Source organism: Escherichia sp. MOD1-EC5950 (assembly GCF_002965345.1).
Taxonomy (GTDB): Bacteria; Pseudomonadota; Gammaproteobacteria; order Enterobacterales; family Enterobacteriaceae; genus Escherichia; species Escherichia marmotae.
In genome coordinates this window covers 89,020-103,916 of record NZ_PTSR01000012.1, presented here as the reverse complement: position 1 = coordinate 103,916, position 14,897 = coordinate 89,020, and the positions used below count along the sequence as shown (strand labels likewise).

Genomic DNA, 14,897 nt, shown 5'->3' with positions numbered 1-14,897 from the left:
CGTAAAGCAGGCATCTGAAATGTCAATTTCTGTAAATGACATTAACAAAGTCACGCGGAAAGTCAGATGCCTGGCGGTAGTGCATTTGCTATAGTAGGGCACTTTTTTAATTCCATCACGGATGTCGTAGTTCAGACCATGAATACCATTTTTTCCGCTCGTTTCATGCAGCGCCTGGCGCTCACCACGGCTCTTTGCACAGCCTTTATCTCTGCTGCACATGCCGATGACCTGAATATCAAAACTATGATCCCGGGTGTACCGCAGATCGACGCGGAGTCCTACATCCTGATCGACTATAACTCTGGCAAAGTGCTCGCTGAGCAAAATGCAGATGTCCGCCGCGACCCTGCCAGCCTGACAAAAATGATGACCAGCTACGTTATCGGTCAGGCGATGAAAGCAGGTAAATTTAAAGAAACGGATTTAGTGACCATCGGTAACGACGCCTGGGCTACCGGTAACCCGGTGTTCAAAGGTTCTTCACTGATGTTCCTCAAACCTGGTATGCAGGTGCCGGTTTCACAGCTGATCCGCGGTATCAACCTGCAATCCGGTAACGATGCTTGTGTGGCGATGGCAGACTTTGCCGCCGGTAGTCAGGATGCTTTTGTTGGCCTGATGAACAGCTACGTTAACGCGCTGGGTCTGAAAAATACCCACTTCCAGACTGTACATGGTCTGGACGCTGACGGTCAGTACAGCTCCGCACGTGATATGGCGCTGATCGGACAGGCGTTGATTCGTGATGTGCCAAATGAATACTCTATCTATAAAGAGAAAGAGTTCACCTTTAACGGTATTCGTCAGCTCAACCGTAACGGCCTGCTGTGGGATAACAGCCTGAATGTTGACGGTATCAAAACCGGTCACACTGACAAAGCAGGTTACAATCTTGTCGCTTCCGCGACAGAAGGTCAGATGCGTCTGATCTCCGCAGTCATGGGCGGGCGCACTTTCAAAGGCCGTGAAGCCGAAAGTAAAAAACTGCTGACCTGGGGATTCCGTTTCTTCGAAACCGTTAACCCGCTGAAAGTCGGCAAAGAATTTGCCTCTGAACCGGTATGGTTTGGTAATACTGACCGCGCTTCGTTAGGTGTCGATAAAGATGTTTACCTGACTATTCCGCGTGGCCGCATGAAAGATCTGAAAGCCAGTTACGTGCTGAACAACAGCGAACTGCATGCGCCGCTGCAGAAGAATCAGGTGGTCGGCACAATTAACTTCCAGCTTGACGGCAAAACCATTGAACAGCGTCCGCTGGTAGTGTTACAGGAAATTCCGGAAGGTAACTTCTTCGGTAAAATCATTGATTACATTAAATTAATGTTCCATCACTGGTTTGGCTAAAAATTGAACACTTGAAAGTGTAATTTCCGCCCCCATATACTAAACATCAGTAAAAACTCCCGCCTTCTGGCGGGAGTTGCTATTTAATTACGTTACGCCGGAGCTGACATGAAAACCAAACTTAACGAACTGCTTGAATTCCCTACTCCGTTTACCTACAAAGTAATGGGGCAGGCGTTACCTGAGCTGGTTGATCAGGTGGTTGAAGTGGTACAGCGCCATGCGCCAGGTGACTACACCCCAACGGTAAAACCAAGCAGCAAAGGCAACTACCACTCGGTATCTATCACTATCAACGCCACTCATATCGAGCAGGTTGAAACTCTGTATGAAGAGCTGGGCAAAATCGATATTGTCCGCATGGTACTGTAATTCGTTTCTCCGTTACCCGGCCCTGGTCGGGTAACTCCCCTCCCCCCGCTGTGATATACTTTTTCTCCTCTTTTACTCATTCTCCACGGAGATGCCGTTTTGTATCAGGATAAAATTCTTGTCCGCCAGCTCGGCCTTCAGCCCTATGAGCCTATTTCACAGGCTATGCATGAATTCACCGATACCCGCGATGAAAACACCCTGGATGAGATCTGGTTGGTAGAACATCCCCCTGTATTTACTCAGGGGCAGGCGGGGAAAGCAGAACATATCTTAATGCCGGGCGATATTCCGGTGATCCAAAGCGACCGTGGCGGTCAGGTGACTTATCACGGCCCAGGTCAGCAGGTGATGTACGTTCTGTTCAATCTTAAACGCCGCAAACTGGGCGTGCGTGAGCTGGTGACCTTACTCGAACAAACGGTCGTTAATACCCTGGCTGAACTGGATATTGAAGCGCATCCTCGTGCTGATGCCCCTGGGGTCTATGTCGGGGAAAAGAAAATTTGCTCACTCGGCTTACGTATTCGTCGCGGTTGTTCATTTCACGGTCTGGCATTAAACGTCAATATGGATCTTTCTCCATTTTTACGCATTAACCCTTGTGGCTATGCGGGAATGGAAATGGCTAAAATATCGCAATGGAAACCTGATGCGACAACCGATAATGTAGCACCGCGTTTGCTGGCAAATATTTTAATGCTGCTAAACAACCCTGTCGTAGAATACATCCCTGTTTAATGGCTCTCATAAATGGCCCAACTTACACTGGGTCATTGCTTTCCCGCCCACGTTTATGTCCTCTTTAGCCGTTGCTGGCCTCTGGAGAGATAGCCCTTTCCAACATTAAATGAAGAGCAAATTGATTTTGCTGTTCATTACAAACGATTCATCCGCCCCCCCCTACTTCACGGTGAATGATTGATGTTACCGATAACGCATTTTGAAAAAAGTATTGTTACAGCCAGTTCACAGCGTAGAACGATAAAATGGCACAATCCAACAACAATTTTACATTTTCGCGACCGCTTTGGCTGCTTTCAGGTTCGTTTCAATGATATACTGCCAGTCGTTAATTCAAAAATAGTTGATAATTACAACAATCTATTGAATTGAAACGCTTTCCTTCGTAATTCGCAACTGGAACACGCACGCTATGAGTAAACCCATTGTGATGGAACGCGGTGTTAAATACCGCGATGCCGATAAGATGGCCCTTATCCCGGTTAAAAACGTGGCAACAGAGCGCGAAGCCCTGCTGCGCAAGCCGGAATGGATGAAAATCAAGCTTCCAGCGGACTCTACACGTATCCAGGGCATCAAAGCCGCAATGCGCAAAAATGGCCTGCATTCTGTCTGCGAGGAAGCCTCCTGCCCTAACCTGGCGGAATGCTTCAACCACGGTACAGCAACGTTTATGATCCTCGGCGCTATTTGTACCCGCCGTTGCCCTTTCTGTGACGTTGCCCACGGTCGCCCGGTAGCTCCGGATGCCAATGAGCCGGTGAAACTGGCGCAGACCATTGCCGATATGGCACTGCGCTATGTGGTTATCACTTCCGTTGACCGCGATGACCTGCGCGATGGCGGTGCTCAGCATTTTGCAGATTGCATTACTGCCATCCGGGAAAAAAGCCCGGAAATCAAAATTGAAACTCTGGTGCCGGATTTCCGTGGTCGTATGGATCGCGCGCTGGATATTCTGACCGCCACACCGCCAGACGTGTTCAACCATAACCTGGAAAACGTACCACGTATTTACCGTCAGGTACGCCCGGGTGCAGATTACAACTGGTCGCTGAAACTGCTGGAACGCTTTAAAGAAGCGCATCCGGAAATCCCGACCAAATCTGGTCTGATGGTAGGTCTGGGTGAAACCAATGAAGAAATTATTGAAGTAATGCGCGATCTGCGTCGTCATGGCGTGACCATGTTAACGCTGGGGCAATATTTGCAGCCAAGCCGCCATCACCTGCCGGTTCAACGTTACGTTAGCCCGGATGAGTTCGACGAAATGAAAGCCGAAGCGCTGGCGATGGGCTTTACCCATGCTGCATGCGGTCCGTTTGTCCGCTCTTCTTACCACGCCGACTTGCAGGCGAAAGGGATGGAAGTTAAGTAATTCTGTAATAATTACTTACATCTGTCTGATAAAAAACCCGCTATCTGAAGCGGGTTTTTTTATCGAACAAGATATTGAGGGAGCGTCCTGCTCGCCACGTCACTCTTTATGAGAGAGCTTTTCAGCCTGAAGATCAACATCTGCGCTTTTCTTCGCCGCAGCATCGTCGTCATTCATCGCTTTCTTGAATCCCTTAATGGCCGCTCCAAGGTCTCCGCCCAGCGTACGTAACTTCTTAGTCCCAAACAGCAGAACGACCAGTGCCGCAACTACCAGCAGTTTGGTAATACTAATCTCACCCATAGATACCTTCTTGACATAAAACAGGCAGCAGAACGCGCCTTAAAAACCAGAGAATATTAACGGTCATTCGACGCGCGCACACAATAGCAATCTGTAACAAGGTGAATCAAGCACCGAGTAAAAAAACATCATAATAATTGCGGCGGCGCAAACCGTCGGTTGTTTAAGACGGGGAGTTGCGCGCGCACCTGACGCACACGTTCGGGCGTCACTTCCGCCATAATGAGTGCAGGCATTTCAGCCGCTGCGGCAATAGTGACACCAAAAGGATCAATGATACGGCTTTGCCCGATGTTTTTGTTACCACACTCCCCCGCCGCCACCATATAACAGGTGGTATCCAGAGCACGAGCGGTGAGTAAGGTTGACCAGTGATGCTCTTTCAGCGGTCCGCGAACCCAGGCAGCGGGAAGTACAAGGATTTCTGCTCCCTGTAAAGCCTGTGCCAACGCCAGCTCCGGGAAACGCAAATCATAGCAAGTCATCAGACCGACTTTCATCCCCTCCACGTCCAGCAGTGGAGCAACCATATCCCCGGCATCCACGTGACGCGATTCCTGAATGGAGAACGCATCATAAAGATGCAGTTTGGCATAACGTGCGATGATTTTTCCCGCCTGGAGGGCCACCAGCATATTCCACGCGCGCCCCGGCGTTGAAGGAACATGAATCGTCAGAATCGTCGTCATCATGTTACGTTTACTTTCTCGCAGTAAACGTCCGAGAAATTCACCTTCCAGCAACTGTGCTGATTTAACAGACAGATCGGGATCATGATCGTCTCGTGCCAGCAGGGCTTCCGGCAGGACAAACAAAGAGACATCGCTTTCCGCCGCCTGCGCCATCAACGAGGCGCAAATTTCAGCGTTCTTTTCCCATACAGATGTAACAGCAAACTGTCCTGCGGCAACCAGCATTACTACCTCCTGTCAGAGTCGTAAAATTCGCCAACGACGATTATTCGGCGTTACACTTATCACTCATACAAATCAAATAGCAGGATTTTGCAGTGTTACAACTCCTTTTAGCAGTTTTTATTGGCGGTGGTACGGGAAGCGTGGCGAGATGGCTGTTAAGTATGCGGTTTAACCCGCTGCATCAGGCTATTCCGTTGGGGACGCTGGCAGCAAACCTGATTGGGGCATTCATCATTGGAATGGGATTTGCCTGGTTTAGCCGGATGACGAACATTGATCCCGTGTGGAAAGTGCTAATCACTACCGGGTTTTGTGGCGGGCTGACGACTTTCTCTACATTTTCAGCAGAAGTGGTGTTTTTGTTGCAAGAAGGACGCTTTGGCTGGGCGTTACTGAACGTCTTCGTTAACCTGTTAGGTTCATTTGCCATGACCGCGCTGGCTTTCTGGCTTTTTTCGGCGTCAACAGCACATTAAAGGCAAAAAAAACCCGCTGATTAAGCGGGTTTTGAATTCTTGCTGACGTATCTTACAGAGCGATTACGTTTGCAGCAGAAGGGCCTTTGGCACCGTTAGTGATTTCGAACTCTACGCGCTGACCTTCAGCAAGAGTTTTAAAACCATTAGTCTGGATTGCAGAGAAGTGTACAAACACGTCTTTGCTGCCGTCTTCCGGAGTAATGAAACCGAATCCTTTGGACTCATTAAACCACTTAACGTTACCTTTAATCTTAGACATCAAAATTACCTTTACATGAAAAATAGACACAAATGCTGTGTCGGTTACCAGTACACCAATTGTGGTACGCTTTGTCCAGTGCAACTTTGCTAAAAAGTGATAAAAGTCGCGTTATTTTTGATGCTCCTTGCCTTACATTATGTTTTTTAAGGCTTTTATAAAACCGCAACTTGTCTAAAACTGAAACCGCATCCAGGCAAAGTAAACATTGCCATTGTTGTAGATACCAGGAATGTAAGTCATCTGAAAGATAGCCAGCGGCTTTCACGGCCCTATCCAGCAACAGGCTCCCATTTATTCCACGAATCCTCAAATGTCATCACGTACAAACCGTGCCAGTTGCCTTTCTCATCCCAACGCGACTAACCGAAACCGCCGCCCCACGTTTTTAGTTATAGCGATCAGCTTTTTCTTTATCGTAAGCGAAACGTGCATGTCTGGTGATGGCAGGAATATACAAATCATATGTTCTGGCTGCCGTCATGTTGCTGCGACATTCTCTCTAAATGCCGTAATCCATTGTTCTGTACAGACAGAAATTTCATCACGCTGATTAACTTAATAAAAACAAAGGGAATTACGGTAATACATTCACTTATATCCATTAGTGACTATAAAATATTTATCAAAAATTCACTTCCAGCATAGCTGGACTAAAATGAACATAACCGTATTAACACCTACATAAAGAATACTATTAATATTTTATAGGCTTACACAAATAAATATCACCAAATTATTCTGGAGACTTAAGCAATATTTCCTTCCAAATGACAACTTAAGCAAAAAAAATCTTCCCCGACATAGACAGCAATAAACAAAAGAAAAAATCTCTTGCTTTTTAATCAGATGCAATGACAAGCTAACAAATAAATATCACTAACACTACCAGCGCGCACACATGAGCGCATATTTTTTAAACAAGTAAAGAAACCACTATCGCGCAATTTAACAAAATCACATCATTAACTTATCAATTAATACACATTATCACACTGGTAATTACCAACTATAAAAATTCATTTTGTTATTCATGTATAAAAAACAACAACATCAATGTATTAATGGTCGCTTTTCTTGATTTTAATCAGCATTCACCACCCATTTGTTCGGCATATTTTTCACTAGTTTTAGGAATTTGTTATTATTTATCTTGGAGTCTGGAACAGGAAAAATTATGCTGACAGTTATTGAGCTCCTTATTGGAGTTGTAGTTATTGTGGGTGTAGCTCGCTACATCATTAAAGGGTATTCCGCCACCGGGGTGTTATTTGCAGGCGGTCTGTTATTACTGATAATCAGTGCCATTATGGGGCACAAAGTTTTACCATCCAGCCAGACTTCAACGGGCTACAGCGCCACGGATATCGTTGAATACATTAAAATATTACTGATGAGTCGCGGTGGCGACCTCGGCATGATGATCATGATGCTGTGTGGCTTTGCCGCTTACATGACCCATATCGGCGCAAACGATATGGTCGTCAAACTGGCGTCAAAACCATTGCAGTACATTAACTCCCCTTACCTGCTGATGATTGCCGCCTATTTTGTTGCCTGTCTGATGTCACTGGCAGTTTCCTCCGCAACCGGCCTGGGCGTTTTACTGATGGCAACGCTGTTCCCGGTCATGGTGAACGTTGGTATCAGTCGCGGCGCGGCGGCTGCCATTTGTGCCTCACCTGCGGCGATTATTCTCGCGCCGACTTCAGGTGATGTGGTACTGGCGGCGCAGGCTTCCGAAATGCCGTTAATTGACTTCGCCTTCAAAACGACACTGCCAATCTCAATTGCTGCAATTATCGGCATGGCGATTGCCCACTTTTTCTGGCAGCGCTATCTGGACAACAAAGAGCATATTTCCCATGAAATGTTAGATGTCAGCGAAATCACGACCACCGCTCCTGCGTTTTACGCCATTCTGCCGTTCACCCCAATCATTGGCGTGCTGTTTTTTGACGGCAAATGGGGGCCGCAATTGCACATCATCACCATTCTGGTGATATGTATGCTAATTGCCTCCATTCTGGAATTTATTCGCAGCTTTAATACGCAAAAAGTCTTTTCTGGCCTGGAAGTGGCTTATCGTGGCATGGCTGATGCCTTCGCTAACGTAGTAATGCTATTAGTTGCCGCCGGTGTTTTTGCCCAAGGCCTTAGCACCATTGGCTTTATCCAGAGCCTGATCTCAATCGCTACCTCATTCGGTTCAGCGAGCATTATCCTCATGCTGGTGCTGGTTATCCTGACGATGCTGGCGGCGGTGACTACTGGTTCCGGCAATGCGCCGTTCTATGCATTCGTTGAGATGATCCCGAAACTGGCGCACTCTTCCGGAATTAACCCGGCATACCTGACAATTCCGATGCTACAAGCATCAAACCTGGGTCGTACACTTTCGCCAGTCTCTGGCGTGGTGGTTGCGGTTGCCGGAATGGCGAAAATTTCACCTTTTGAAGTGGTAAAACGCACCTCGGTGCCGGTGCTTGTTGGGCTGGTAATTGTCATCGTGGCCACGGAGTTGATGGTCCCCGGTACAACCGCCGCCGTTACTGGTAAGTAATTCTCTGGCCGGAGGCGTGCTTCCTCCGGCACTCTCTTCACCCACTGTGGTAAATACGCTGCGGTCTGCCGACTTTGCCGTGAACAATCTCGGCAATAACCAGATGGCGGCTGGCACAATATTCGAGATAACGTCTGGCGGTAGTGCGGCTGATGGTCAATGCCTGTGCTACCGTCTCCGCCGTATGTTGCACATCCGGCTCTTTGAAAAGTTTCCGCACTGCATTCAGTGTCAACGCATCAATACCGGTCGGAAGATCGTCCTTCGGTTCCCCGCGAGCATAAGCATTAAACATCTCATCAATTTGCTTTTGACTGGCACTATCAATACTTTCCAGCATATGTTTACGCTGGCGAAAGCGGGTCAATGTCTGCCCCAGACGCTCATAAGCAATTGGCTTGATCAGATAATCAAACACACCGCAGCGTACTGCTTCAGACACCGTTTCCATATCGCTGGCAGCAGTAGTAAACACCACATCGCCGGGATAATGCGCCTGCACCAGCTCATGCAGCAAATTAATACCTCTACCGTCAGGGAGATAGTTATCCAGCAAGATAAGCCCCGGCTTAAAACGCTCGATCATCATTCGGGCCTGCGCCAGGTTTCCCGCCAGCAATATCTGACTGAATCCAGGGATGTGACGAATATATTCCGCATGCATCTCTGCCAGCGGCGTCTCGTCCTCAACGATCAATAGAGTTAATGGAGCTGTCATTAGGTTTCACTTTCGGAATATAGATTGAAAATAAAGTACCGCAGGGATCATTATCTTCGAGAGTGATAACTCCCCCGCAGCGCGTTACATAGCTGGCAATAAGATACAACCCAATGCCATGCTCACCGGGTTCATCAGCACGCGTACTGACGCCCTGCTCAAATATTTTGTCGCGCAGAGACTCTGGGACGCCGCAACCCTGATCGGCCACTTCAATCACCACATCATCGCCTTCGTCGCTCAGATATAATTCGACGATCTTATTCCCTTTATCGTTGCGCAGACTGGCTTCGAAGGCATTGTCGAGTAAGTTGCCCACAATCGCCGCAAACTCAGTGCTGTCCAGCCCTGGCGGCAGTTGGGAAAGCTGGCTGCCGGGGACGATTGTCATTTTTAGCCCCAGTTCACGAGCGCGCTGCACTTTACCAAACAGCAACCCCGCCACCTGGCGATCGACAAATGCCTCGCGCAGGCTGTCAATAAGCTGTTGCTGGGCCTGAGACTCTCCCTGAACCATCGCCAGCACGCGATCATACTCTTTCATTTGCAACAGACCATTGAGCGTAGACATCCAATTGAGATGTTCATGACGCAATGTGCGCAGGCTTTCGACGTATTGTTTAATTTGCGTCAGTTGCGCATTAAGGGTGGAAATTTCGTCTTTACTACGAAAGCTGATTATTGCCCCCAGCAAATCATCACCAGAACGAATAGCTTCCCGATTAGCAATGACGCTCAGGCCGTTAAAATTTGTCACCACATCCTGGCGTTTTTCATCAATCTGCTCGATGAAGAAATCTGCGGGCCTGACCACTTCAGCAATGGGTCTGCCCAGCCACTGCCGTCCGGGAGAACTCAGCCCCAGCATTTTTCTTGCGTTACGGTTGATGGCGGTAATGTAACCGTGTGGATCCACCGCAATCAGTCCTTCATAAACAGAACTAAATAGCGCCTCTTGCTGACGAACCACGCGCGCAATTTGCTTCGGTTCCATCCCCATCATCTGGCGGCGAATATGCGCGGCTAAGAACCACGACAACAGCATCAGAATGCCCAACAGCACGACAAACACGCCTGCCATCGGTAATAAAAATTCGGCGCGCCAGCTATCGATTTTACTGACCAGATAACCCACCGACACCACGCCGATGACGTTGTCATCATCATCAAAGATCGGTGTTTTGGCGCGCATCGCCATACCTATCGACCCTTTACCCGTAATGAAGTAACTCTCTCCTTTCTCCAGTGCGCCGGGTTTGGTGAATTGCATAGGATGACCAATTTTCTCCGGATTAGGATGGTAAAGGCGGATCGAGTCGCGGTCGCCAATCACCACATAATCGAAATCAGTATCTCTTTGTAATTTGTTGGCAATGGTCGCCAGTCGTTTGTAGTCACGCGTTTTAACCGCCGTGATGATGCTGTCATTGGAGGCAATAATTTTTGCCTGATTCATTGCCATGTCACGCACATGGAGCGTTAAATAGTCCTCGAAACTGGCCGTAAAATATTGCGCCAGTGCTGCGATGACAAATATTGAGAACACCAGAATCAGCAGGAAGATACGCAGCGGAAATGCCAGTCGTTGGAAAAAAGCAAACTGTTTATTCTCATTAAACTGCAACATTGTTTTCCTTGCGGGGTAAACCCTGTTTTTGGTGAATGTAATTAAAATGTTGAATCTTGACAGATAAAAATAAAATATAATCGTGGCAAAATTCATTCATTAAATCAATTAAACAACTTAAAACCACGCGCCAATTCGCAATTACATTAATTAAAAAACTTAAAACCATTAAATAAATAAAAAACCACTAACTCTATGTGAAATAAATCAAAATTTCTCACTGCAATACTCCTTAGGATGTATAGCAAAAGGAGAAACAGATATACCTCACTCGCAGCCCTTTCTCCCAACTGAAAATAAATGATTACCAACTTGCAACATTCATTGCAAATTGATAACAACACATACCTTCAGGATACGACTTATTATGTTCGGCAATGATATTTTCACCCGGGTAAAACGTTCAGAAAATAAAAAAATGGCGGAAATCGCGCAATTTCTACATGAAAATGATTTGAGCGTTGACACAACAGTCGAAGTATTTATTACCGTAACCCGCAATGAAAAACTTATCGCTTGCGGTGGAATTGCCGGAAATATTATTAAGTGCGTGGCTATCAGTGAATCTGTTCGCGGTGAAGGACTGGCGCTGACATTAGCCACCGAACTAATAAACCTCGCCTATGAACGGCACTGCTCACATCTGTTTATTTATACCAAAACCGAATACGAAGCGCTGTTCCGCCAGTGCGGTTTCTCCACGCTGACCAGCGTACCAGGCGTGATGGTACTGATGGAAAACAGTGCCACGCGGCTGAAACGCTATGCTGAATCGCTGAAAAAATTTCGTCATGAAGGGAAGAAGATTGGCTGCATAGTGATGAACGCCAATCCCTTTACCAACGGCCACCGTTATCTGATTCAACAAGCCGCAGCACAGTGCGACTGGCTGCATCTATTTTTAGTCAAAGAAGATTCTTCGCGCTTTCCCTATGAAGACCGGCTGGATTTGGTGTTGAAAGGCACCGCTGATATTCCGCGCCTGACAGTGCATCGCGGTTCCGAGTACATCATTTCCCGCGCCACGTTCCCTTGCTACTTCATTAAAGAACAGAGCGTCATTAACCATTGTTACACCGAAATTGATCTGAAGATTTTCCGTCAGTACCTCGCTCCTGCGCTTGGCGTAACCCACCGCTTTGTCGGTACTGAACCGTATTGTCGCGTGACCGCCCAGTACAACCAGGATATGCGCTACTGGCTGGAAACACCGACTATCTCAGCACCGCCCATCGAACTGGTTGAAATTGAGCGACTGCGTTACCAGGAGATGCCGATATCCGCTTCACGGGTGCGCCAACTACTGGTGAAAAACGATCTCACGGCTATCGCGCCGCTGGTTCCGGCAGCCACGCTGCATTACTTGCAGAATCTGCTTGAACACTCCCGCCACGACGCGGCAGTTCGTCAAAAGACCCCCGCATAAAAAACAGGTGAAAAATGAAAATAAACCAGCCCGCCGTTGCAGGCACCCTAGAGTCTGGGGATGTGATGATACGCATCGCCCCACTCGATACGCAGGATATCGACCTGCAAATCAACAGCAGCGTTGAGAAACAGTTTGGCGATGCAATTCGTAGCACCATTCTGGACGTTCTTGCCCGCTATAACGTGCGCGGCGTACAGCTAAATGTCGATGACAAAGGCGCACTGGACTGCATTTTACGTGCACGACTGGAAGCTCTGCTGGCGCGCGCCAGCGGTATCCCGGCTCTGCCATGGGAGGATTGCCAATGATTTCCGCTTCGTTGCAACAACGTAAAACCCGCACCCGCCGCAGCATGTTGTTCGTACCTGGCGCTAATGCCGCGATGGTCAGCAACTCTTTCATCTACCCGGCTGATGCCCTGATGTTCGATCTCGAAGACTCCGTGGCACTGCGCGAAAAAGACACCGCTCGCCGCATGGTCTACCACGCGCTGCAACACCCACTGTATCGCGATATCGAAACCATCGTGCGTGTTAACGCGCTGGATTCTGAATGGGGCGTTAACGACCTGGAAGCTGTCGTTCGCGGCGGCGCAGACGTTGTACGTCTGCCGAAAACCGATACCGCTCAGGACGTTCTGGATATCGAGAAAGAAATCCTGCGCATTGAAAAAGCCTGCGGTCGTGAACCGGGTAGTACCGGTCTGCTGGCAGCGATTGAATCTCCGCTGGGCATTACCCGCGCGGTAGAAATCGCTCACGCTTCCGAGCGCTTAATCGGTATCGCGCTGGGCGCAGAGGACTATGTGCGCAACCTGCGTACAGAACGCTCCCCGGAAGGAACTGAGCTGTTGTTTGCTCGCTGCTCCATTTTGCAGGCCGCGCGCTCTGCCGGTATTCAGGCGTTTGACACCGTCTATTCCGACGCCAACAACGAAGCCGGATTCCTGCAAGAAGCTGCCCACATCAAGCAACTGGGCTTTGATGGCAAATCGCTGATCAACCCGCGTCAGATTGATCTGCTGCACAACCTCTACGCACCAACCCAGAAAGAAGTGGATCACGCACGCCGCGTCGTAGAAGCCGCTGAAGCCGCTGCTCGCGAAGGCCTCGGTGTGGTTTCTCTGAACGGCAAGATGGTTGACGGTCCGGTTATCGATCGCGCCCGTCTGGTGCTCTCCCGCGCAGAACTTTCCGGCATCCGCGAAGAATAAGGCAATCAAAATGACGCATAAAATTGAACAATCTCAACGACAAGAACGGGTAGCGGCCTGGAATCGTCACGCTGAATGCGATCTTGCCGCTTTCCAGAACTCACCGAAACAAACTTATCAGGCAGAAAAAGCGCGCGATCGCAAACTGTGCGCCAACCTGGAAGAAGCGATTCGTCGTTCTGGTTTGCAAGATGGCATGACCGTCTCTTTCCACCACGCTTTCCGCGGTGGTGACCTGACCGTCAACATGGTGATGGACGTCATCGCGAAAATGGGCTTTAAAAACCTGACCCTGGCATCCAGTTCCCTGAGTGATTGCCACGCGCCACTGGTAGAACATATTCGTCAGGGCGTGGTAACCCGTATTTATACTTCCGGTCTGCGCGGCCCACTGGCAGAAGAAATCTCCCGTGGTCTGCTGGCTGAACCAGTGCAAATCCACTCCCACGGCGGTCGTGTGCATTTGGTGCAGAGCGGTGAACTGAACATCGATGTGGCCTTCCTCGGCGTCCCATCCTGTGATGAGTTCGGTAATGCCAACGGCTACACTGGCAAAGCCTGCTGCGGCTCCCTCGGCTATGCGATGGTCGATGCCGACAATGCAAAACAGGTCGTGATGCTCACCGAAGAGCTGCTGCCTTATCCGCATAACCCGGCAAGCATTGAACAGGATCAGGTTGATCTGATCGTCAAAGTTGATCGTGTTGGTGATGCCGCGAAAATCGGCGCTGGCGCGACCCGTATGACCACGAACCCGCGCGAACTGCTGATTGCCCGCAGCGCCGCGGACGTGATTGTCAACTCCGGCTACTTCAAAGAAGGTTTCTCCATGCAAACCGGCACCGGCGGCGCATCGCTGGCGGTAACGCGTTTCCTGGAAGACAAAATGCGTAGCCGTGACATTCGCGCCGATTTCGCCCTCGGCGGCATCACCGCCACGATGGTTGATCTGCATGAAAAAGGTCTGATCCGCAAACTGTTGGACGTACAGAGCTTTGACAGCCACGCCGCACAATCACTGGCCCGTAACCCGAATCACATCGAAATCAGCGCCAACCAGTATGCCAACTGGGGTTCTAAAGGTGCATCAGTTGATCGTCTCGATGTAGTGGTACTGAGCGCGCTGGAAATTGACACCCAGTTCAACGTTAACGTGCTGACTGGTTCTGACGGCGTACTGCGCGGTGCTTCCGGCGGTCACTGCGATACCGCAATTGCCTCTGCGCTTTCCATCATCGTCGCGCCACTGGTTCGCGGTCGTATTCCAACTCTGGTGGATAACGTGCTGACCTGCATTACCCCTGGCTCCAGCGTCGATATTCTGGTCACCGACCACGGTATCGCTGTTAACCCGGCACGTCCGGAACTGGCAGAACGTCTGCAGGAAGCGGGAATTAAAGTGGTTTCCATTGAGTGGCTGCGTGAACGTGCGCGTCTGCTGACCGGTGAACCACAGCCGATTGAATTCACCGACCGCGTCGTTGCCGTCGTGCGTTACCGCGATGGCTCGGTGATTGATGTTGTACATCAGGTGAAGGAATAAGC

Annotated in this window: 15 protein-coding genes and 2 pseudogenes; 11 read left to right on the top strand and 6 right to left on the bottom strand. The window is 49.2% G+C overall.

Annotated elements, in window-relative coordinates; genetic code table 11:
* Positions 1–138: 138 nt before the first annotated feature.
* From dacA to lipA, 5 genes and pseudogenes are all read left to right on the top strand, one after another.
* On the top strand, positions 139–1,350 hold the full coding sequence (dacA, locus tag BEA93_RS13805; RefSeq protein WP_010380725.1) for a D-alanyl-D-alanine carboxypeptidase DacA: 1,212 nt from the start codon (positions 139–141) through the stop codon (positions 1,348–1,350).
* A 108-nt stretch (positions 1,351–1,458) separates the two neighbouring features.
* Positions 1,459–1,722 (top strand): DUF493 family protein YbeD, encoded by a 264-nt coding sequence (ybeD, locus tag BEA93_RS13800; protein ID WP_000850550.1) that lies wholly within the window; start codon positions 1,459–1,461, stop codon positions 1,720–1,722.
* Positions 1,723–1,821: 99 nt separating this feature from the next.
* The gene (gene lipB, locus BEA93_RS13795; RefSeq protein WP_000284037.1) at positions 1,822–2,463 is read left to right on the top strand and encodes a lipoyl(octanoyl) transferase LipB; all 642 of its coding nucleotides are present in this window, start codon (positions 1,822–1,824) and stop codon (positions 2,461–2,463) included.
* A 42-nt stretch (positions 2,464–2,505) separates the two neighbouring features.
* A pseudogene (locus tag BEA93_RS25715) lies at positions 2,506–2,669 on the top strand (YbeF family transcriptional regulator); the annotation flags it as partial.
* Between the two features lie 209 nt (positions 2,670–2,878).
* Complete coding sequence (gene lipA / locus BEA93_RS13785) at positions 2,879–3,844, top strand: lipoyl synthase (RefSeq protein ID WP_000042625.1); 966 nt, start codon at positions 2,879–2,881, stop codon at positions 3,842–3,844.
* Between the two features lie 99 nt (positions 3,845–3,943).
* On the opposite strand, the gene tatE is transcribed toward lipA, so the two are convergent.
* Both tatE and BEA93_RS13775 read right to left on the bottom strand, forming a co-directional pair.
* Positions 3,944–4,147, bottom strand: coding sequence for a twin-arginine translocase subunit TatE (gene tatE, locus BEA93_RS13780; RefSeq protein ID WP_000503933.1), 204 nt, complete (start codon positions 4,145–4,147; stop codon positions 3,944–3,946).
* Positions 4,148–4,275: 128 nt separating this feature from the next.
* Positions 4,276–5,064: a deaminated glutathione amidase gene (locus BEA93_RS13775; protein ID WP_000959110.1), complete on the bottom strand. Its 789-nt coding sequence runs from the start codon at positions 5,062–5,064 to the stop codon at positions 4,276–4,278.
* A gap of 92 nt (positions 5,065–5,156) precedes the next feature.
* On the opposite strand from BEA93_RS13775, the gene crcB reads away from it, so the two are divergent.
* Entirely contained in the window at positions 5,157–5,540 is a 384-nt protein-coding gene (gene crcB, locus BEA93_RS13770) for a fluoride efflux transporter CrcB (protein ID WP_000939738.1), read from the top strand.
* Positions 5,541–5,592: 52 nt separating this feature from the next.
* On the opposite strand, the gene cspE is transcribed toward crcB, so the two are convergent.
* Together cspE and pagP are read right to left on the bottom strand one after the other, a co-directional pair.
* The gene (gene cspE / locus BEA93_RS13765; RefSeq protein ID WP_000034825.1) at positions 5,593–5,802 is read right to left on the bottom strand and encodes a transcription antiterminator/RNA stability regulator CspE; all 210 of its coding nucleotides are present in this window, start codon (positions 5,800–5,802) and stop codon (positions 5,593–5,595) included.
* A gap of 174 nt (positions 5,803–5,976) precedes the next feature.
* Positions 5,977–6,407 (bottom strand): annotated as a pseudogene (pagP, locus tag BEA93_RS13760) (lipid IV(A) palmitoyltransferase PagP).
* 572 nt (positions 6,408–6,979) lie between these two features.
* Between pagP and dcuC the strand changes: the two are divergent.
* Positions 6,980–8,365 carry an anaerobic C4-dicarboxylate transporter DcuC gene (dcuC, locus tag BEA93_RS13755; RefSeq protein WP_000958609.1) on the top strand — a complete coding sequence of 462 codons (1,386 nt, stop codon included), beginning with the start codon at positions 6,980–6,982 and terminating at the stop codon, positions 8,363–8,365.
* Between the two features lie 37 nt (positions 8,366–8,402).
* Here the strand turns inward: dcuC and dpiA are convergent, their stop codons facing one another.
* A complete protein-coding gene (gene dpiA, locus BEA93_RS13750; RefSeq protein WP_000126491.1) occupies positions 8,403–9,083 on the bottom strand; it encodes a two-component response regulator DpiA in 681 nt (226 codons plus the stop codon).
* Entirely contained in the window at positions 9,052–10,710 is a 1,659-nt protein-coding gene (dpiB, locus tag BEA93_RS13745; protein WP_000938914.1) for a sensor histidine kinase DpiB, read from the bottom strand. The genes dpiA and dpiB overlap by 32 nt, the downstream gene beginning before the upstream one ends.
* 367 nt (positions 10,711–11,077) lie before the next feature.
* On the opposite strand from dpiB, the gene citC reads away from it, so the two are divergent.
* Genes citC through citF form a run of 4 tightly spaced genes read left to right on the top strand, consistent with a single transcriptional unit; the run spans position 11,078 to position 14,895 of the window.
* Complete coding sequence (gene citC / locus BEA93_RS13735; RefSeq protein ID WP_105224661.1) at positions 11,078–12,136, top strand: [citrate (pro-3S)-lyase] ligase; 1,059 nt, start codon at positions 11,078–11,080, stop codon at positions 12,134–12,136.
* 14 nt (positions 12,137–12,150) lie between these two features.
* On the top strand, positions 12,151–12,447 hold the full coding sequence (gene citD / locus BEA93_RS13730; protein WP_000700699.1) for a citrate lyase acyl carrier protein: 297 nt from the start codon (positions 12,151–12,153) through the stop codon (positions 12,445–12,447).
* Positions 12,444–13,352, top strand: coding sequence for a citrate (pro-3S)-lyase subunit beta (citE, locus tag BEA93_RS13725; protein ID WP_000622357.1), 909 nt, complete (start codon positions 12,444–12,446; stop codon positions 13,350–13,352). The genes citD and citE overlap by 4 nt, the downstream gene beginning before the upstream one ends.
* A gap of 10 nt (positions 13,353–13,362) precedes the next feature.
* Entirely contained in the window at positions 13,363–14,895 is a 1,533-nt protein-coding gene (gene citF, locus BEA93_RS13720; RefSeq protein WP_000149038.1) for a citrate lyase subunit alpha, read from the top strand.
* Positions 14,896–14,897 lie beyond the last annotated feature (2 nt).